Genomic DNA, 19223 nt, shown 5'->3' on the forward strand with positions numbered 1-19223 from the left:
CGCAGCGCCACTTCCCCGCACCCGGGCGGCCGGCCACCGGCACACCACGGCGGCCGCCCGGGACCAGGACCAGAGACGAGGACAGATGAAACTCCCCTGGATGAAGCGCTCCGAACGCCGCCTGTGGCGCAGCGCCGCCACCGTGCAGGACCTGGCCGACCTGATGGCTCGCTGGCTGGAGGGCGACATCGGCTCCCAGCCCGGCTACCAGCCGCGCTGCGGACCCGACCCCGAGACCGCCGACCTGATCGAGACCCTGGCCGCGTGCAACCGGGCCGGATACCTCACCATCGGCTCCCAGCCCGGCCTGATCACCGACGACGTTCGGCAGCGCGCGGGCGTCGAAGGGTTCACCACCGATGTCCGGCTGATGTGCCGCATGTCCAGGCTCGCCGAATCGGCGGGCCTCCTGACGGCCCTGCACGTGAACGGCAAGTCATTCGAGACCGCGGACGGTTACATCGTCACCCTCGACCAGGGCAGGCCGTTCACAACGTTCGGCCGCCCCCTGGACCACGGTGACCTGGCCCTGATCTTGCGCGGTTGCCACCCCGCCGCCGTCGACGCGGTGACCGGCGCGTACCAGTTCGCTGTGGTCGACCCCGAGTACGGCCGCAGCGACCGGCTCCAGGCGCTGCTGGACGAAGCCACTGGCCGCAGCGGCCCGATCTGCGCCGACTGTGGATGCACCGAGCACACCCCCTGCCTGGGCGGCTGCTGGTGGATGTCCAGCCCCCTGGTGGACCTGTGCAGCACCTGCTACGAGTCTCCCGCGTCGGTCTACCTGACGCAGGAGGCCGGCCCCGAGTACCTGGACGAGGTCGACTTCGGCGACGCGGACGACTATGACGGCGTCGAGAACGAGTGCGAGAACTGCGGCGCACCGTACTACCACTCCGGCTGCGACGGCCCGTTCTGCACCTGGGACTGCGCGGAGGTCGGGGCAGAGGCCGCCGCATACGCGCCGCCCGTCGACCTGGTCAAGCGTCAGCTGCAGCCCCAGCCCTGGGGCTGGGCCGTGGGCGAAGAGCCCCCGTTCTAACCCGGCCCGGGAGCGGCCGACTGCTTGCCGGCCTCGGCCGCTCCCGGATCCCAACCCCCATCAAGGAGAGGGACCACCACCATGACACCGGACACCACCGCCGTCATAGCCCGCACCCGCCAGGACCTCCGCATCTACTCCCGTGCACTGGGTCACGGCGTCGACTCCGACCAGGCCGTCCACGCCGGATGGCAGCTCCACCGCGACCTGGACACCCTGCTGCCGCTCACCGAGCAGCTGCTCGCCGAACGCGACCAGCTCCTGCAGCGCCTCCAGATCGCCCGCCGCGACCCGCTCACCGGCGTGGACACCCGCGCCGCCTGGACCGCCAAGGCCGAGCAGCTGCTCGCCGCCGGCACCGCGGCGGTCCTGCTGCTGGACCTGGACGGCTTCAAGCAGACCAACGACACCCTGGGACACGCCGCCGGGGACGCCGTCCTGGTGGCGACGGCCGCCCGTCTGGCCGACTGGTGTGGCCCCGCCGGCCACGCGGGCCGCCTGGGCGGAGACGAGTTCGTTGCCGCGGTCACCGACCACGGGGACCTGACCGAGCGGATCGAGAAGCTCGGCACCGTCCTGTCCCGCCCGGTCGAGCACCACGGCCAGCTGCTGCCGGTCCGCGTCTCCATCGGCGGCGTGCGCCAGGTCGACCTGGCCGAGCCCACGCTGACCCAGGCCCTGGCCGTCGCCGACACCGCGATGTACCAGATCAAGCGCCGCGGCCGCCGCGGCCGCCGCTTCCCCACGCCGCTGCACCTCGCCCACGGCCTGCTCCGCCGCACCACCCCGGGCGCCGTCACCGGCCTGCCCAGCGCTGCCTGACAAACCTCCCCTTCCAGCACGAGAGCTGAGGCACCGCTGTGTCCTGCCCGCCCGTCGACATCACCGTCACCTCCTTCGGCTACCTGCACGGCGAGCCCCCGGCCGCGCACCTGGTCGTCGACCTGCGCCACCACTTCCGCGACCCGCACGTCAACCCGGCCCTGCGCTACCTGACCGCCCGCGACCAGGAGGTCCGCGACGCGGTGGCCGCCACTCCCGGCATCACCGACCTGGTTACCGCGCTGGCCGCCGCCGTCACCGCGTTCCGCTCCGGCCCCACCACCGGCCCGGTCACGGTCGCGGTGGGCTGCGCCGGGGGTCGCCATCGTGCCGGTGCTGTGGCCCGACTCCTGGTCCAGCGACTGCTGGAGAACCCGGCCCTGACCGTCGACCTGGTCGACCGCGACCTCGAGCGCCCCGTCGTCGACCGCTGAACCCCCACCTGCCGCCCCGTACAGAACGAGGTCCGCCATGTCCTACGCAACGCCCATCGACAGCATCATCGGCGGCGAGGCCGCCGCGACCCTGGTCCTGCAGATCGCCGCCGAGCTGGAGTACAGCGACCGGCTCCCCGCCCGGACCGCGTTCCGGCTCGCCTGCGAGACCGTCGCCGACGGGAACCCGCGCTTCATCGCCGCCCCCGGACAGGTCTGGGTCGCCCGCCCCGAGCTCGCCGCCGGCCTGCTGGTGAGCCGCTTCGCCGTCAAGCGGCGCGACTCCTACAACACGATCGCCGTCGTCGTGCCCGTCGACGGCCCCCTCGCCGGTGTCGAGAGCGAGGTCGAGCTGCACGACCTCGCCCAGTTCTACGAGCTGGAGGCCTGGCTGCCGATCGACCCCGACCTCGCCCGCCCCCTGGCCAACCACCCCGGAGAACTGCGGTGAGCGGGCCCCGCACCGGATCCCCGAACCCCGACCTGGTGGTCGAGCACGTCGTGCCGCTGCCCGCCTTCACCGGCACCGAGCCCTGCCACAACCGGCCCACCGAGTTCTTCCACGACACCTACCGCCAGGACCAGCCCGAGGTCCGCGCCGCCCTGTGGGAGTGCCGCCACTGCCCGCTGGCACCGGTCTGCCTGGTCTGGGCCCTGGCCAACCCGGCCCTCGCCAGGGAGGGCATCTGGGGCGCGACCACACCCCGCCAGCGCAAAGCACTGCGCACCCAGGTCACCGCCCGCGTCGGCGCCGCCCGCGTTGACGACACCTACCGCGCCGCCTACGCCACCGCCGTCACCAAGCTCCAGGGGCAGTGATGGGGATCAACGCCACCGTCGCCCTGGCCAAGCGGCTCGGCCTGCCGCTGTCCCCGTACCCGCTACTGACCGGCACCGAGCCGTGCCGCGAGAGCGGCACCGACCCCGAGGACTGGTTCAGCAACCACAACGGCGACGCTGTCCGGGCCTGCCGGCGTTGCCCGCGGCAACTGGCCTGCCTGGCCTACTCCCTGGACCACCCCTTCGAGACCTCCCACGGCATCTGGGCCGCCACGACGCCCGAGCGCCGCGAGTTCTTGCGCGACACCTACTACACGACCACCACCGACACGGATCCGGAGTAGCCCATGACCACCGCCACCGCCCCCGTCGACACCACCACCGAGACCGCGCTGGAGCAGCTGCGCTCCGGCACCGCGCCGAAGTTCGTGGCCGAGTCCACCGGCCTGACCATGGGCGAGGTCGTCGCCCTGGCCGAGCTCAACGGCCTGACCCCCGGCTCCCCCGTCCCCAGCACCACCGCCGCCCACCTCGCCCCCGTTCCGGCCTGGGTCGGCGAGGCCCCCGCGAAGACCCCGGCCGGCCTGGGCATTCCCTCGGTGTCCCGGCTGCTGGGATGGGCCGACGGCCACCAGGACGCCGCGGTGCGCGACAGCGCCGCCCAGGCCCGCCAGCTCCTGCTGGCCCTGCAGACCAGGCAGGCCACCGACAGCGAGATCGCGACCTTGACCACGGAGATCAACGAGATCGAGCGCCGTCGCCAGGAGCTGACGGACCGCCTCGCCGCCCTCCAGCCCGCCCCCGCCAAGGTCGCCAAGGCGAAGAAGGAGCGCGACTACGACGCAAAGGTCGTGCGCCAGTGGGCAGCCGACAACGGCGTCGAGGTGTCCCGGATCGGCGTGGTTGCGCGCAGCGTGGTTGACGCCTGGCGGCAGGCCACGCAGCCCAATGCCAGCTGACACCCTCCCCGCCTCGGGACGGCGGCCGCACCCGAAGTCGGCCGCCGTCCTGGCCCTCCTGCACCAGGGCACCACCGACACCGAGATCAGCAACCGACTGCAGCTGACCCGCACCACGGTCCGCCGCATCCGCCAGGCCCACGGCCTGCCGAAACAGTCCTTCCAGCCCCTGTCCCTGGACCAGAAATGGGAGCTGCGCACCCAGCCGCTGACCGGCGGTCACCTGGTGTGGACTGGGGAGCGCTCCACCGGCTCCCGCACCCCGGTCCTGCACTACAAGGGCAAGGTCCACAGCGCCGCCGGCATCGCGTTCCGCCAGCGCACCGGCCGCGATCCCGTCGGCTACGCCCGAGCTGAGTGCGGCCTGCTGCACTGCGTCGCCCCCGAGCACGTCGACGACACCGCGACCCGGCTGCGGGACCGCCAGGCGCTGCGCGACCTGCTCCAGATGCGCCCCGCCCCCGAGAGCTGCGGCCACGGCCACGACCAGAGCGCCCACGGCCGCCGGGGCCCGGACGGGCGCAGCTACTGCCACGCCTGCCGCCTCGAGCGCGGCGGCACCACCACCAAGGAGGCCTGAGCCGTGCTCACCCACTACGACGAGTTCGCCGGCGTCGGCGGCACCAGCGAGGGGGCCTCCTGCGTCCCCGGCGTGGAACTGATCTTCGCGGCGAACCACAACAAGCAGGCCATCGCCTCCCACGCGGCGAACTTCCCGAACGCCGACCACTTTGACGGCGACGTGGAGCGCGCCGACATCGCCACCTTCCCCAGGGCCGACATCTTCACCGCGTCCCCGGTGTGCCCGCCCTGGTCCAATGCCCGTGGGGAGCGCCGCGACTTCGACACCTCCACCCAGGGGCAGCTCTTCTGGGAGCACACGCCCACCCCGGAGACCCGCCGGGCCCGCGCACTCATGGAGGAGGTCCCGCGCTACCTGCAGGCGATGCAGCTGCGCGGCCAGCCTGTTCTGGCGGGACTGGTCGAGAACGTTCAGGAGTGCCGCAAGTGGGACGAATGGCGGCGCTGGCGCCGGGAGGTCAACGGCGACCTCTACGACTCCCGGCTGATCGCGCTCAACAGCATGCACGCCAACGCCCCCAAGTCGAAGAAGTCGCCGCAGGACCGAAACAGGCTCTACCTCGCCTACTGGCTCAAGTCACTGGGCCGCGCCCCGGACTGGAACAAGTGGCTGCGCCCCCTCGCCTTCTGCCCGACCTGCGAGGTGAACGTCGCCGCGTTGCAGGTCTTCAAGGACCCCACCGTCGACATGGGCAGCTACGGGCGCTACGGCCAGTACTACTACCGCTGCCCGAACGCGGCCTGCCGCAACCGGATCATCGAACCCGCCATCACGCCGGCCAGCACCGCGATCGACCCGACCGTCCCGGCGCTGCGGATTGACGAGCGCGAGGCCCACGGCCGCGACCCCCTGGTCCCCGCCACCCTGGACCGGATCCGACGCGGCATCGCGAAATACGCCCACCCACTGCCGGACCACCTCGGCCTGGACATCCCCTCGTTCGGGATCTCGCTGCGCGGCGGCGGCTCGAAGAAGTCCTCCCGCCTGAGCGACAGCCAGCCCCTGGGCACCGTGTCCGCCTCGGGGAACCACCACGGCCTGGTCCCCGCCCAGCAGCTCCTGGTGCCCTACTACACCCACGGCAACGCCCGCCCGGTCACGGACTCCATCGGCACCATCACCACCAAGGACCGCTGGTACCTCGCCGACCTGGTCGGCGCGATGAGCCTGGACCAGGTCCGCTACCGCATGTTGGAGCCCCACGAGATCGGCGCCGCGATGGCGTTCCCCGCCGACTACGTGGTCTTCGGCTCCAAGGGCGACAAGGTCCGCCAGTACGGCAACGCCGTCACACCGCCGGTCGCCGAGGTCATCGTCTCCGCCCTGGTCGAGGCCATCACCGGCGAAGCCCTGGAGACAGCAGCCTGACCCGCCCCTGATCATCTCCGACCCGGCACCCCACCAGTGGAGACCATCCGTGCGAACCGACTCACTGACCCGCCGTGCCCTGCGAGCACTCACCCGCGAGCACCCCGAGCCGATCACCCCCGAGGACTTCGCCGCCGCCAGCTTCTGGCGACAGCTCCTGTGGGTCCTCGCCCGCCAAGACCCCTTCTACGGCGCCACCGCCCCGGCCGAGCCGCTGATCGTGCGCTGGACCGGGGAGGTCGACTACCTCGACACCACCGGCGACAGCACCCTGGTGTGCTGCGTCGACGCCGACGACAACCTGCGCGGCGTCGCGCTGCTTCTGGACGCGGACCAGGTCGAGACCCTGGGCTCGATGCTGCTGGAGCCCCAGGCCCCCAACGACTGGCCCGAACCGGCGCACAGCACGCCGATCGAGACCATCGGCGCTCTGCTCGCCTCCGGGCGCATCGAGGGCGAGGCGTCCATCACCGGCACCATCACCCGCCTCGACCAGCGCATCAACAAGGCCGGCAACCGGTGGGCGGTCGTCACCGTCGACGACGGCACCGCCACCGTGGAGGTCCACTTCTTCCCCAAGACCTGGCAGCACGTGCACCTGTGGCTGCGCCTGGGTGAGGAGTTCAGCATCAGCGGGCGGATCAACGCAAGCCGCGGCCAGATCAGCCTGTTCGGCAGCTTCGCCGCCCAGCTGCTGTGATCGGCCGCCGCTACCGGCTGCACACCACGACGGTCACCGTCCTGTGCGCCTGGAACGGGCGCACCGCCGACCTGCCCACCCCGCTGTTCCCGCACGTGAGCACCCGGCCCCACGCCCCGCGCAACGTCCAACTGCTGCTCCCCGACGGCACCGTGACCATCCGCCCGTTCCGGGGACTGGCCCGCCTCCAACCGGTCCAGCCGACACCGAAGGACACCCGGCTCTGATGATGATGACCGACCTGAACCCGGCCCCGCTGCCTCACGACCCCTACATCGACGCCGTCGACCAGGCCCTGACCGCCGCCGGCCTGGAGTCCGACACCTACGGCACCTCCGCCACCGAAGAGCGGGAGAACGACGGCCGCCCCACCCTGTCCGCGGTGTTCCTGTGGACCGGCGAGAACCCGCTCGCCGACCCCGTCCTGATGCCCGAGGGCATGGCGGTGTTCTGGTCCCCCGCCGCCGGATGGCGGTGGGCGGTGCGCCGCGAGGACGGTGACAACGACCCGGCGGAGCCGCTGACCATCGACACCTGGGCAGCCCCGTTCACCGTCGCCGCGCGCCTGGCCCACATGATCAGCCTCGCCGACTGGAACGGCGAGCTGGCCGACTCGGTCCGCAGCGCCGTCCAGCAGTGGCGCGAGCGCCCCGCCACGATGACCGTCACCGTGCGGGACCGCTCCGCCGAAGCCCCCTGGGGTCATGGCCCCACCGCGCCGGTGACCCGGCAGGTCACCATCTCCACCCGCTGCCCGGCCTGCGGTGGTCTGCGCGGCGAGCCGCGCGGACAGAACTCCGTCGACGACGGTGCCCACTACTGGGTGCAGACCTGGACCAACGACTGCGGCCACGTCGACTCCTACGCCACCGTCATCGCCGAAGTCGGCGCCCTGTCCGCGGGCGAGGCCCGGTGAGTCCCAGGCACATCGTCCAGTTCTCCTCCGGCATCGGCAGCTGGGCCGTCGCGCAGCTCCTGGTCGAGAAGGTCGGCCGGGAGAACATGCTGCTGCTGTTCGCCGACACCCTGGTCGAAGACGAGGACAACTACCGGTTCCTGCGCGACGCCGAGCAGCAGCTCGGTGTGCCGGTGGTGCGGATCTGCGAGGGCCGCACCCCGGAGCAGGTCTTCGAAGACGAGCGCTTCTTGGCGAACAACAGGGTGGCGCTGTGCTCAAAAATCTTGAAGATCGGGCCCGCACGCGACTGGGTGGAGGAGTACTTCCCCGACCCGAACTCCTGCGTCCTGTACGTCGGCATCGACAGCGGTGAACCCGGGCGCATCCCGGCCATCGCCGACGGGTGGGCGCCGTACCGGACCGAGTTCCCGCTGACCTGGCCCGAGCACCGGCACCTGCGCAAGGACGACCTGCTGGCCTGGTGCCGGCGCGAGGGCCTGGAGCCCCCGCGCATGTACGGCCTCGGCTTTGACCACGCAAATTGCTCCGGCAGATGCGTCCGCGCCGGGCAGGCCCACTGGCTCCACTTGCTGGAGGTCTGGCCCGAACGCTACGCCGACGCCGAGACCTTCGAGCAGCACATGCGCACCAAGCTCGGCAAGGACGTCGCCTACCTGCGCGGCCAGCACGCCGGCCAGAGCCACCCGCTGACCCTGGCGCAGCTGCGGCGCCGAGCCGACATCCGCGCTGCCTTCAAGACGCTGACCCCGCCCCGCTGAACACCACCTGGCCGTGCCGCGCACCCACCGTGCGCGGCACGGCCCCGCACAGGAAGACCTCACCCATGATCAAGGCTCAGATCTGCACCACCCTGCTCTGCGACTCCTGCGGCAACGAGATGGAGGACGTCGATGAGGGCCACATCCCGCACGCCCCCTCCACCGGCGAGGCCGCCGACGCCGCCCGCCTCCTGGGCTGGACCGTCAGCGAGGACGGCCTGTCCGCGATCTGCGACACCGACGACGACGCCCACCAGGACGCCCGCCGGAACGCCGAGAAGGAGCCCCCCACCCCGATGCCCCTGCCGGGGCAGACCCTGCTCCCGAAGGAACTGACCACCGCCTACGAGCCCACCGAGAAGGAGCCGCCGACGGTCACGCTGTGCGGCTCGACTCGCTTCTGGGCCGAGTTCGCCGAGGTCAACTGCCGTGAGACCGCGGGCGGCCGGATGGTCCTGGCGCCGGGCTGCAACATGAAGGACCCCCACCCCGCCTGGGGCGACCCCGCCAGCGCCGAGGCGCTCAAGGGCCGCCTGGACGCCCTGCACTTCGCCAAGATCCGCGCCGCGCACCTGGTGGTCGTGGTCTCCGACGCCACGGGTTACATCGGTTCCTCCACGCACCGCGAGATCGCCTACGCGCTGCGCCAGGGACTGCCGGTGCGCCATGACCGGGTCGACCTGGCCACCGGCACCGTCACCAGCTCCGTGATCTGCAGGAAGGGCTGACCCGGTGTCCACCACCATCGAATGGACGCAGGAGACGTGGAATCCGATCCACGGCTGCGACCGCGTCTCCCCCGGCTGTACGAACTGTTATGCCCTGACGATGGCGAAGCGGCTCAAGGCCATGGGGCGCCCCGACTACCAGCGCGACGGCGACCCGCACACCTCCGGCCCCGGCTTCGCTGTCCAGGCCTCGCCCACCATGCTGCTGCAGCCGCTTCGCTGGAAGCGCCCGCGCAAGGTTTTCGTCGACAGCATGGGAGACGTCTTCCACTCGGCCGTCGCCGATACGACCATCGCCCGCATCTGGGCGGTCATGGCCGCCACCCCGCACCACACCTATCAGCTGCTGACCAAGCGGCCCGCCCGGATGCGCGCCCTGCTCTCCAGCGCCGGGTTCGCCGCTGAGGTCGCCCTAGCGCTGATTGCCATCCCGGCCCTGGCCCACTCCCCCGCCGCCCTGATCTCCCGCGAGTTGCCTCCGGGCCGCTCCCGGCCCATGGCACCGCTGCCCAACCTCTGGCTCGGAACCTCGGTGGAGAACCAGCAGTGGGCGGAGAACCGGATCCCCCGGCTGCTGGAGACCCCGGCCGCCGTGCACTGGATCTCCGCCGAGCCGCTGCTCGGCCCGATCGACCTGCGGGCCGCGGTGCGGACCCTGGGCAGCGAGCGAGGCCACGGCCTGACCGCCTCCCACGTCCACGCCGGCGGCTGCTGCGAGAAGTTCCACGGCCTGGACTGGGTCGTGGCCGGCGGCGAGTCAGGCCCCGGCGCCCGGCCCATGGACCCCGCCTGGGTGCGAGGTCTGCGCGACCAGTGCACCGCAGCCGACGTCCCCTTTCTCTTCAAACAGTGGGGTGCCTGGGCACCGACCGGCTACCAGGTCATCGGCACCCCCACCTGGCACAAGAACGCCGTCCTGGTCGGCGAGCCCGTCGACGACCTCGGCCACCGCACCGAGATGCACCGCATCGGCAAGAAGGCGGCCGGCCGCGAACTGGACGGCCACACCTGGGACCAGTACCCCGACCCGTCCACCCAGCCGTAGGCCCACCCGACACGCCCGCTGTCCACAGTCATCTCCGGTTCCACTGGGGCCCGCCCGCCGCAGGCCCCAGCAAGGAGTTCACCGATGCGCATCGCCATCACCACCGCCCCGGTCCACCTCGACAAGACCAGCACCGTCTGCACCCACCCGGCCCCGGGCACCAAGCCGTGCCCCGGCACCAGCGGCTACCGCGCCAGCTGCTCCGCGTGCACCTGGCGCCGCACCGGCCGCACCCAGATCTCCCTGGCCGACGTCGCCAGCACCCACCTGGCCACCCACCTCACCGCACCCGTCCCCAGCTGATCGGAAGGAACTGCCCACCCATGGACATCCGTATCCCGCGCCGCGACCTGGCCGCCGCCGTCGCCACCGCCGCCCACGCCCTGCCCCACCGACCGCCGGTCCCCGTCATGGCCGGGCTGCGCCTGACCGCCTCCGCCGACGGCCGCCTGGAAGTCGCCGGGTTCGACTACGAGGTCTCCACCCGCGCCACCGCCACCTGCTCCGTCGACCAGCCGGGCCAGGCCCTGGTCTCCGGCCGGCTCCTGGCCGACATCACCAAGGCCCTGCCCGACCAGACCGTCCACATCACCACCGAAGCCAGCCGCGCCGTCCTGACCTGCGGCCGTTCGCGATTCACGCTCTGGCTGCTTCCGATCGACGAGTTCCCGGCGCTGCCCGAACTGCCCGGTGTCGTCGGCCAGGTCGACGCCGAACTGTGGGCCGCCGCCATCGCCCAGACCGCGATCGCCGCCGGCCGCGACGACACCCTGCCGGTCCTGACCGGCATCCGGGTCGAGGTCGAGGGCGACAAGGTCGTCCTGGCCGCCACCGACCGCTATCGCTTCGCCGTGCGGGAACTGCTGTGGAAGCCGGAGCAGGCCGAGCACACCGCCGTCGCACTGGTCCCGGCGAAGACCCTGCACGAGACCGCGCGGTCCCTCGCCGGGGCCGGCAGCGTCGACCTGGCGCTGTCCGCCGGTGCCCGCGGCGACGGCCTGCTCGGCCTGACTGGACCCGACCTGGACATCACCACCCGGCTCCTCGAGGGCGAGTTCCCCAAGTTCCGCGCCCTGTTCCCCACCGAGTTCACCTCCGTCGCCACCGTGCCCACCGGGCCGTTCGCCGAAGCCGTCAGGCGCGTCGCCCTGGTCGCCGAACGCAACACCCCGATCCGCCTCAACTTCACCCAGAGCGGTCTGGTCATCGAGGCCGGGTCGGGCGACGACGCCCAGGCCGTCGACCGCCTCGACGCCGACCTCGAAGGCGACGACATCTCCATCGCGTTCAACCCCGCTTACCTCCTGGACGGCCTGACCGCCGCCAACAGCCCGGTCACCCAGATCTCCTTCGTCAGCCCGACCAAGCCCGCCCTGCTCCAGGGCAAGGCCGACCAGGGTGCCGAGGCCGACGACTCCTTCAAGTACCTGATCATGCCGGTGCGCCTGTCCGGTTGATCCGCTCCCTGGCGGGGCGGCCGGTTCAGGCCGCCCCGCTGACCGTCGATTTGACGGACCCTCTTGCGCCCGGTGTACGCGGATGCGTACAGTTCTAGATGTACGCAGACGCGTACACCGGATCGGAGGAATCATGCTCAAGGTCACGGGCGATCACGCTGGGCTGCACATCACTTTCGTCGGCACCCAGGACGACCCGCGAGGCTGGATCAGCAAGGCCCACACCGCCGGACACCTGGAGAACATGCTCGCCGCACTAGGCGACGAAATGGCGTTCGCCAACGTCAAGGCCGACGGGAACGAAGCCGACGAGCAACTGCGAGCCGTGTCCTGGTTCATCGAGCAACTGGGCCGCCGCCGGGACGCGCTGATCGTCGCCCAGAAGGACCGGGGCGCGTCGTGGACCGATCTGGCCCGGCTGGTGGACCCCGAGGACCCGGAACCGATGGCACGGCGGTCCGCCATGCAGCGCCGCTACGAGGCAGGCCGCCGCCGCACCGGCCTGCCCAGCTGACCTCTCCCCCTGACCCGGGTGGCGGCCATCCGACCAAGAACCGCCGCCACCCGGCACCACCCACCGCTCACACAGCAGGAGGCACCACTATGTTCGCCGACGTCTTCGTAATCCTCTACGTCGCCCACCACCTGAGCGATTTTCCGCTGCAGACCGACCACCAGGCCGCCCACAAGGCCGACCCGACCTTCGCCGGATGGCGGGCCAACCTGATCCACGCAGGGACCCACATCGCCACCACCGCCGTCCTCCTGCTGGTGGGCGCGCTGGTGCTCGGCCTGCACCCCACCGTGGCCGGCACCGCCGCCGCCCTCGCCTGGATCGGCGTCAGCCACTCCGTCATCGACCGCCGCTCCATCGTCCGCTGGTGGATGGAGCACACCGGCCAGAGCGGCTACCTGAAGCACGGCGGCGCGCTGACCGTCGACCAGGCTGCGCACATCGGCCTCGGCCTCCTGCCCGCCGCCTTGGCCCTCGCCGCACTCCACTGAGCTTCTCTGCTGCACCGACTCAGCTCTCGAATCCACGGCGAGATCAGGAGAAAGACACCATGAGCGAGACCACCAGCATCCCCGCAGCCCTGCGCGACTGGGCCGCGAGCTGGCCGCAGTACCGGCCGGTGGACGTAACACCGCACGAGCTGGAGCCCCACGCCCTCGCGACCGAGGTACCCGGCTGGGCCGAGGGGGCGAGCAGCCCGGACGACGTGACCGACTGGCCCCAGCGCCAGGCCGCCGCAGTGGTCCCGTTCCAACTGGACCACCGCGGCTGGCCGCTCAACCCCGCAGGCCGCACCGGCTGCACGGGGCGCAACCTCGGCAAGTGGGGGGAGAACTCCGCAGCCGACCCGATCGTGATCGCGGGCAGCGGCCAGGACCGCAAGGTCCTGCTGATCACCCGGGACGACATCGGAGTGGAAGCCATCCCCGGTGGGATGGTGGACGCGGGGGAGACCGCCCCGGCAGCGCTGGTGAGGGAACTGCTCGAGGAGACGGGCGTGGACCTCACGGGCCACCACCCGGTGATCCTCGGCACGGCCGTGGTGGACGACTGGCGCAACTCGGACAACGCCTGGGTCGCCTCCACCAGCGCGCTCTACCTGCTGCCCGCCACCGTGCGAGCCGTCGCGGCCGATGACGCCCTGGACGCCAACTGGTACCCGTTCACCTCCATGGCCGACCTGGAGGCCGCCGTCGTCAAGGCCGGCCGCACCCTCTACCCCGCGCACCGGCCCCTGCTCGCCCAGGCCCTCGCCTACCTCACCCAGCAGTAGAGCCCACACCGAGCAGCGGGGGAAAGCGGCCCATGAATACCCACCACACCACCGCGACCACCACCTGGCGCGGCCTCACCATCCGACCGCCCTGGTCCACCCTCATCACCCTCGGCATCAAGTCGATCGAGAACCGGCCCTGGACGACCCGCTACCGCGGACCGCTCCTCATCCACGCTGGACGCACCCTCGACCGCATCGCCCTCACCCTGCCCACCGTGACCGACGCCCTCACCACCGACCAGCACCACCCTGGGCACATCGTCGCCGTCGCCCACCTCGCCGACTGCCACCCCGACGACGGACCCTGCACCCCCTGGGCCCAGCCCGCGCACCACCACCTGGTGCTCACCGACATCCGCCCCCTGCCCCAGCCCATCGCCCACCGCGGCACCCTTGGCCTGTGGAAGCCACCCGACGACGTCCTGCGGCAACTCGCCGACCAGCTCGCCGGATGACGGCCCCGGCCCCGACGCAGCTGTGCGCCCCTCACCGTCCGGTGAGGGGCGCACTCTGCGTTGTGGGGTCGGCCGATCCGGGAGCGGGGGAGTGGTGGCGCTATGCGAGCGCTGGTCTTCCGCCCCGACCATGATCACGAAAGACCAAAAAGCCGTTTTGGTCTTTCGTGATCATGAAAATGTTGGGCTGGTCTTGCTACGCGTCAGCCGACTGCCGGGCAGCCAACTCCTTCTCGGCTTCGTCCAACATCCGCCGCATCTCGCTCAGCACGTTGTGTGCTTCGGCGTGGTGCTTCTCCGCGATGCGACGGAAGCCGTCGAAGTTGAGCAAGCGCACAGCCTCGGCCCGGTAGTCGAACTCCGCGGCCGGGCTGCGCCTGGTGCCGACGACGGTGCCAGAAATCTCGACTGCCGGACCGTAGCCGAGGGCCTTCGCGGCCTCCTCCAGGCCCGCGCCCGACGTCCGCCCCAGTCGGGCAGCCTCCTGCCACACCTCCTGGGCGCCCTGGTCTCCGTGGTCTCGGACAACGGAGACCAGGGCGCGCAGTTGCCGCTCCTTCAACTGGACCGTGCTCGCCAGCGACCCCAGGGCGCGCACTACCGGCAGAACCCGGATCGTCTTGTTCGCGTAGTCCCCGGTGAACCCGAACAGGTCGAGGCAGCAGGCGTCGAACGAGTCGTACCCGCGCTCGCGCCACAGCTCCTCCTCACGGATCCGCTCGCACCCGCCGCCCGTGGCGAGGATGCGGTGCTGCTCGATCAGCTCCACCGCGTTCTGCGCCGCACGCTCCGATGCGATGACCGTGCGGGCATAGTGCTGCAGCTGCTCGACGCGGCTCGCTTCGCTGTCGGCCAGGGTGAACTCCGGCATCACCGGAAGCCTGACAGAGGTCTGCAGAGCCGCCCCATCGCCCTGCTGCTGCGCCGGCACCACAGCGGCAGCCGAGCCAGCAGGAGCACGGCGCGCCGCTTCCTGCGCGGCGAGCTTGCGTGCCTGCTCCTCCTCCCACTCGCGCATCTCCCGCTCGTCCTCGGTCTCCTCGGAGCCGAGGCCGTAGTGGGTCAGGATGTCGTTGCGCGTGGGCTCCGTCGGATCGGGCTCATCGGGCTGGTACGCGGGGACGTCGTCCTTCTTGCTCATGCTGCCGCCAACTCCTTCGCCATGCTCCGCAGACCGTCGACCAGCTCACAATCCGGCGCCCACTCGAACAAGGGGACATGGCGGTCGGTGGCGTCCCGCTGCTCCTTCAAGTCGCCGAAGACCTGGAGGACACCGGGGTTGGCCCGGTCCTCCCATTCCTCCCTCTTCTTCTGCACCGAGGCCCCGCGGCGCGCGTCGTAGGCGTTGATGATGAAACCGAGTTCGTCCACCTTGACCTGCGTCATCTTCATCAGCTCCTTGCGCTGGGAGTTGAAGAGGTCGTACGCCTCGAAGCTGGGAGTGTCCGCCCATACCGGCATCAGTACGCCGGAACGGTCGGTCAGCTCGCCCTCGCGACGCTGGCAGTAGTGCATGACGATGTCCATCGCCAGGCCCAAGCTGGGCGGCCCGTCGAAGATGACGACGTCGTAGTCCTTCTCCACCGGTTCCAGTGCGCGGGCCAGGGACTCCTCCCGGCCGGTACGCATGCTGCTCATCACCGCGTCGAACAGGAAGGCGTCGTTGCAGGCAGGGAGTAGGTGCAGGCGCCCGCCGAAGCGCTCCTGCGGCATGACGACGATGGAGCGCTTGATGTGCTTGCGGGCGTTGCCGAGCATGTGTTCCAGCAGACTCGACCCGGTCTTCATCGGGATCAGCTTCTGCCCGAGCCGCCGAGTCATGTGGCCCTGCGGGTCGTAGTCCACCAGCAGCACCTTGAGCCCCAGCTCGGCGAAGGCCTGAGCGAGGCCGGCCGCGATGAAGCTCTTCCCGACACCACCCTTCTGCAGCGCGACCAGGATCCGCTGCACCGGTTGTGGGATGGACTGCACAATCGCGGCGGCGCCAGCGCCGTTTAGCCAGCCGACGATGGCCTGCGCGATGCCCTGCACCTTGGTCAGGCCGCGCTGATCACACTCGGCCGCGAAGCGGGCAACGCCACCACCAGGCAGATACGTGCCCCAGGACTTCGCGCCCTTCACCTCAACGGGCTCCGGGTCGGGTGTCTCGTACCAAAGGCTCAAGGCCTGAGCAGCGGCGTCGAAGACGTTCAGTCCGCGCTCAGCCGCCCGGATCTTCAGGTCCCGTCGCATCTCTGGAGTGAGGTTAACGATTAGTTTATCGGTCGCAGCCTCGCCACTGGTGGTCGTCATGGAGGCAACTTACCAGCGACCGCCGGTGCGGAATTGCCGCCACTCCGGCAACTGCAAACCCGTCAGCACACCACCAACCGCCCCGATCGACCCCGACACGCAGGACACCAAGGACACCTAGGGGACCAACTCGCCCTGCACACAAGCCCGGTCGACCCTCGACCTGTCGCACCCTGTCGCGCCCTCTGTCGCGATCGGTGCCTGTCGTGCCCTGTGACCTGGGCGTGGACCCCGTTATCCCATGCTTTTTTGGACGCGACAGGTGGGCGTGACAGGCCTGGGTTCGGCGCCCGTAGGCAGCCAACCGGCACTGAGGCCCGTCGGCCAGCGGTTGGTGGTGACCGTCCCGGAAAGTCACCAAAGCAGTCACCAGCAGGGGCGTCCCGGAGCCTGCCTGCTACTACACCCATATGGGCACCGGGTTGATGAAAGCAGCAGGGGTGCCTTCTGCAAGCACCCCTGCTAGCGGCGCCGAAACGTGGCCGCCGGGCGCTTCCAGCTACCGCTCCGGTGGTTGTTAGGGGAGCCGTAGCGGGGGCCGCAGGCTGTTCCGTAGGGGAGACCGTAGAGGAGACCGTAGGGCTGTCGCGGCCGGGCGTGGGGTGGGGAGTTTCTGCACGTCACAGCCTCATGTGAGGAGGTCGGTAAGGCTGACAACCCCTCTGTGCGCACTCTTCCTGTTGTCCTGGGTGTTGGTGGGTGGATGGTTGGTGGTGGGTAGGGCGGGCGGGTGCGAGCAGCTGGGGTTCCGGGCCGGGGCGCTGCGCGCGGCCTCGAGTGCATGCCTGGGCGGCCTGCACCGGCCGTCGGCGCATCTACTGACCCCGGGTCAGCGCCCCGACCGGATCAGCCGTTCCCGGTCGGCTTCTCATTGGGGTAGAACGCTGCCCGCAGCGCCCGTACGGCTTTGTCGATCGCCTCCTGGCCCTTGTCCTCGATGGAGGCGTCGGTGAGGGCCTGAGCAGCGGCGGCGATCGCTGGATCGGCGCACATGCCCAGCGTCAGCCCTGTCGCTGCCACCCGGGCCATGGGCCCGAGCAGCTCCACAGCTGCATCGTCCGCACGATGCAGCCAGGTATCGACGACACGGATCGAGGGGGCGTAGGCCGCACCGATGCTCTGCCACGTCGTCTCGCCGCTGCGCCAGGCAGACCAGAACTCCACGGCAGCCACCGAGAGCACCCGGAGCCGCGCCTTCGGGCTCAGCCACCGAAACTGGAGCGCCTTGCGCGCCACCTCCAACTGCATGATGGCCATCACCAGCTCCTGCATCTGCGTCAGTAGCCGTGCCCGCTCGGCCCGGCGGTCCGCCCGCCGCTGCGCCAGCAGCGACAGAAGCCACCCGACGACCGCGCCCACCACCGTCAGCCCGCCGGCCACAAGTCCGTTGATCACTGCATCGCTCACGGTGCACAGCTTGCACCAAGATCAGGGGACTAGACGCCGAACCCAGCAGTACGTCAACTCGCGCTGGACGGGGCTCCCCTGTGGGTAGCGAGCGGGCCGCCCTGGAACACTGCACACCATGACCGACCGTCGCCCTCTCGGGCTTCCTGATTTCTCTGAGCCAACCCCCGCGAACACCACCGCCACGGAAGCGCAGCGGCTGCTCCCCATCGAACGAGCAGTGTTCCAGGGCCCTCCACCGGACGTAGCCGAACGGACTCCGCCGGCGCGACGCAGCCTGTCGGCCGGAGGACTCACCTTCTCCGACCCTGCCAGCGGATCGACGCCTTGAGCGCTGCTCAGCACTGAGCGCCTGGCACCCCGCATTCCTCCTGCATGGTGGCACCAGCCGCTGCCATACCTCAGCGAAGCGGTCGGGCCGCCCGGTCTCATTGGGGGGATGGCGGGCGGCCCTACCTCTCTAACGAGGCGCAGGAGAGTTGGGCACCACCTCTTGCAGCGTGGTTCATGGCACTAGTTGCGTGGCTGTGATGCTGTTCGACCAGGCTCGGCTCGCGTCGTGCTCGGCGGAGCGGTTCCACCAGGCTCCGCCGTTGACGACCGGAACCACGCCGGTGAGGCGAAGGCTGTGCTGGAGAAGGTTCCGTTCCCAGGTGATCGCTGATATCGCGCCGCCAGTTGTTGCCCACAGGGCGTAGGCGTTGCGACGAACCATGGTGCGAGGGTGGCCAGCCCAGGAGGAGCCAGGATCGGCGTCAAGGCCCGCTTCCCGCACCCAACTCAACTCCTGACCGAGTCGACTCCACAGCCCTGTCGAACTGATGGCCCGTCCGGCGTATAGGACCGTTCCCAAGTCGGCTGCTATCCAGACGTACACGCCAGGCTGCTTCGGTAGGGCAGTCCTGCCGTCGGCTGGAAAGACTGCCTCCCAGGTGAGTTGAGAGGCAGTCGAGCTCTCTATGTCGTCGCGTGTCAGCGCCGGGACCGAGTCGAAGATTGGCATCTCGGCAGGGTAGTTGGCACGTCTGACACCGCGCCTCGTGGCGGTTGGGGTGGCCGGCCTGACGGCCCGTAGGGCCGCTGTCGAGCGAGGGTGCCCGAAGGCATCCCTCCCTTTCCACCCCCTCTATCCCCACCGCACACAGAGGAATGCCCTATCCATAAACTCTCTGACAACACGTCAGAAACAATAATGAACCGTACACGCTCCAACATCACGAACAATCACCCGACCGAACCCACCGGGGCACCCCAGGATCTCGTAAACTCCGACGTCTGATAAAGTGATGCGCACACCCAGACTCCGCCCCTGAAAAGGGGCCACACCCACCCCAAGAAAACCCAGCACAGCACCACACAACAAAGCGCCGAAAGGCGCACCACACACCCCGCCACACCACCACAAACCCCCGCCACACCCCCCGATAAGCCGGTGATTACTAGCTTGCAAGCCAAGAAACCACAGGCTCAACGGGCCAAGACACCCACCCCCACCCAACCCAAAATCGCCGAAAGGCGGCACCATAAACCACCCAAAACAAAACCACACGACTCCCGAAAGGGAGTCAGAATCCCCCGAGACGCCACCGCCAATTCCCCAACGGGGAATTCGGAAAGCCGCCAACGAGAATTCCCGAAGGGAATTCGTGCCCACCACCACGCATTCCCCGAAGGGGAATGCAGC

General features: G+C 70.3%; 24 protein-coding genes. 21 read left to right on the top strand and 3 right to left on the bottom strand.

All coding sequences use genetic code 11. The features are described from left to right. Window positions 1–100: 100 nt before the first annotated feature. From ABH925_RS30890 to ABH925_RS30990, 21 genes are all read left to right on the top strand, one after another. Complete coding sequence (locus ABH925_RS30890; protein ID WP_370153306.1) at window positions 101–1042, top strand: hypothetical protein; 942 nt, start codon at window positions 101–103, stop codon at window positions 1040–1042. 81 nt (window positions 1043–1123) lie between these two features. Further along, complete coding sequence (locus tag ABH925_RS30895; protein ID WP_370153308.1) at window positions 1124–1864, top strand: GGDEF domain-containing protein; 741 nt, start codon at window positions 1124–1126, stop codon at window positions 1862–1864. Between the two features lie 38 nt (window positions 1865–1902). Beyond that, window positions 1903–2298 carry an RNase adapter RapZ gene (locus tag ABH925_RS30900; protein WP_370153309.1) on the top strand — a complete coding sequence of 132 codons (396 nt, stop codon included), beginning with the start codon at window positions 1903–1905 and terminating at the stop codon, window positions 2296–2298. 37 nt (window positions 2299–2335) lie between these two features. Continuing rightward, the gene (locus ABH925_RS30905) at window positions 2336–2749 is read left to right on the top strand and encodes a hypothetical protein (RefSeq protein ID WP_370153311.1); all 414 of its coding nucleotides are present in this window, start codon (window positions 2336–2338) and stop codon (window positions 2747–2749) included. Further along, window positions 2746–3117, top strand: a complete 372-nt coding sequence (locus ABH925_RS30910; RefSeq protein WP_370153313.1) for a WhiB family transcriptional regulator — start codon at window positions 2746–2748, stop codon at window positions 3115–3117. The genes ABH925_RS30905 and ABH925_RS30910 overlap by 4 nt, the downstream gene beginning before the upstream one ends. Continuing rightward, window positions 3117–3422: a WhiB family transcriptional regulator gene (locus ABH925_RS30915; RefSeq protein ID WP_370153315.1), complete on the top strand. Its 306-nt coding sequence runs from the start codon at window positions 3117–3119 to the stop codon at window positions 3420–3422. Before ABH925_RS30910 ends, ABH925_RS30915 begins: the two co-directional genes overlap by 1 nt. Before the next feature lie 3 nt (window positions 3423–3425). Further along, the gene (locus ABH925_RS30920) at window positions 3426–4037 is read left to right on the top strand and encodes a hypothetical protein (protein ID WP_370153317.1); all 612 of its coding nucleotides are present in this window, start codon (window positions 3426–3428) and stop codon (window positions 4035–4037) included. Next, window positions 4027–4617: a hypothetical protein gene (locus tag ABH925_RS30925; protein WP_370153319.1), complete on the top strand. Its 591-nt coding sequence runs from the start codon at window positions 4027–4029 to the stop codon at window positions 4615–4617. Before ABH925_RS30920 ends, ABH925_RS30925 begins: the two co-directional genes overlap by 11 nt. A gap of 3 nt (window positions 4618–4620) precedes the next feature. Beyond that, entirely contained in the window at window positions 4621–5988 is a 1368-nt protein-coding gene (locus ABH925_RS30930; protein WP_370153321.1) for a DNA cytosine methyltransferase, read from the top strand. A gap of 49 nt (window positions 5989–6037) precedes the next feature. Next, window positions 6038–6688 (top strand): OB-fold nucleic acid binding domain-containing protein, encoded by a 651-nt coding sequence (locus ABH925_RS30935; RefSeq protein ID WP_370153323.1) that lies wholly within the window; start codon window positions 6038–6040, stop codon window positions 6686–6688. Next, on the top strand, window positions 6685–6915 hold the full coding sequence (locus tag ABH925_RS30940; RefSeq protein ID WP_370153325.1) for a hypothetical protein: 231 nt from the start codon (window positions 6685–6687) through the stop codon (window positions 6913–6915). The genes ABH925_RS30935 and ABH925_RS30940 overlap by 4 nt, the downstream gene beginning before the upstream one ends. Beyond that, window positions 6915–7604 (top strand): hypothetical protein, encoded by a 690-nt coding sequence (locus ABH925_RS30945; RefSeq protein ID WP_370153327.1) that lies wholly within the window; start codon window positions 6915–6917, stop codon window positions 7602–7604. The genes ABH925_RS30940 and ABH925_RS30945 overlap by 1 nt, the downstream gene beginning before the upstream one ends. Further along, entirely contained in the window at window positions 7601–8365 is a 765-nt protein-coding gene (locus ABH925_RS30950; RefSeq protein WP_370153329.1) for a hypothetical protein, read from the top strand. Before ABH925_RS30945 ends, ABH925_RS30950 begins: the two co-directional genes overlap by 4 nt. Before the next feature lie 65 nt (window positions 8366–8430). Next, window positions 8431–9093: a hypothetical protein gene (locus ABH925_RS30955; RefSeq protein WP_370153331.1), complete on the top strand. Its 663-nt coding sequence runs from the start codon at window positions 8431–8433 to the stop codon at window positions 9091–9093. Between the two features lie 4 nt (window positions 9094–9097). After that, on the top strand, window positions 9098–10138 hold the full coding sequence (locus tag ABH925_RS30960) for a phage Gp37/Gp68 family protein (RefSeq protein WP_370153333.1): 1041 nt from the start codon (window positions 9098–9100) through the stop codon (window positions 10136–10138). An 84-nt stretch (window positions 10139–10222) separates the two neighbouring features. Next, window positions 10223–10441, top strand: a complete 219-nt coding sequence (locus tag ABH925_RS30965; RefSeq protein ID WP_370153335.1) for a hypothetical protein — start codon at window positions 10223–10225, stop codon at window positions 10439–10441. 20 nt (window positions 10442–10461) lie between these two features. Continuing rightward, window positions 10462–11595 (top strand): DNA polymerase III subunit beta, encoded by a 1134-nt coding sequence (gene dnaN / locus ABH925_RS30970; RefSeq protein ID WP_370153337.1) that lies wholly within the window; start codon window positions 10462–10464, stop codon window positions 11593–11595. Window positions 11596–11728: 133 nt separating this feature from the next. Further along, window positions 11729–12109, top strand: coding sequence for a hypothetical protein (locus ABH925_RS30975; RefSeq protein WP_370153339.1), 381 nt, complete (start codon window positions 11729–11731; stop codon window positions 12107–12109). 89 nt (window positions 12110–12198) lie between these two features. After that, the gene (locus ABH925_RS30980) at window positions 12199–12600 is read left to right on the top strand and encodes a DUF3307 domain-containing protein (RefSeq protein WP_370153341.1); all 402 of its coding nucleotides are present in this window, start codon (window positions 12199–12201) and stop codon (window positions 12598–12600) included. Between the two features lie 59 nt (window positions 12601–12659). Then, window positions 12660–13382 (top strand): NUDIX domain-containing protein, encoded by a 723-nt coding sequence (locus tag ABH925_RS30985; RefSeq protein ID WP_370153343.1) that lies wholly within the window; start codon window positions 12660–12662, stop codon window positions 13380–13382. A 32-nt stretch (window positions 13383–13414) separates the two neighbouring features. Continuing rightward, the gene (locus ABH925_RS30990) at window positions 13415–13840 is read left to right on the top strand and encodes a hypothetical protein (RefSeq protein WP_370153345.1); all 426 of its coding nucleotides are present in this window, start codon (window positions 13415–13417) and stop codon (window positions 13838–13840) included. A gap of 196 nt (window positions 13841–14036) precedes the next feature. Here ABH925_RS30990 and ABH925_RS30995 read toward each other — a convergent pair whose 3' ends face one another. From ABH925_RS30995 to ABH925_RS31005, 3 genes are all read right to left on the bottom strand, one after another. Continuing rightward, complete coding sequence (locus ABH925_RS30995) at window positions 14037–14981, bottom strand: hypothetical protein (RefSeq protein ID WP_370153347.1); 945 nt, start codon at window positions 14979–14981, stop codon at window positions 14037–14039. After that, window positions 14978–16132 carry a ParA family protein gene (locus tag ABH925_RS31000; RefSeq protein WP_370153349.1) on the bottom strand — a complete coding sequence of 385 codons (1155 nt, stop codon included), beginning with the start codon at window positions 16130–16132 and terminating at the stop codon, window positions 14978–14980. Before ABH925_RS31000 ends, ABH925_RS30995 begins: the two co-directional genes overlap by 4 nt. A gap of 846 nt (window positions 16133–16978) precedes the next feature. Then, window positions 16979–17539: a hypothetical protein gene (locus ABH925_RS31005; RefSeq protein ID WP_370153351.1), complete on the bottom strand. Its 561-nt coding sequence runs from the start codon at window positions 17537–17539 to the stop codon at window positions 16979–16981. Between the last annotated feature and the right edge of the window lie 1684 nt (window positions 17540–19223).

The organism is Streptacidiphilus sp. EB129 (assembly GCF_041262645.1).
Lineage (GTDB): Bacteria > Actinomycetota > Actinomycetes > Streptomycetales > Streptomycetaceae > Streptacidiphilus.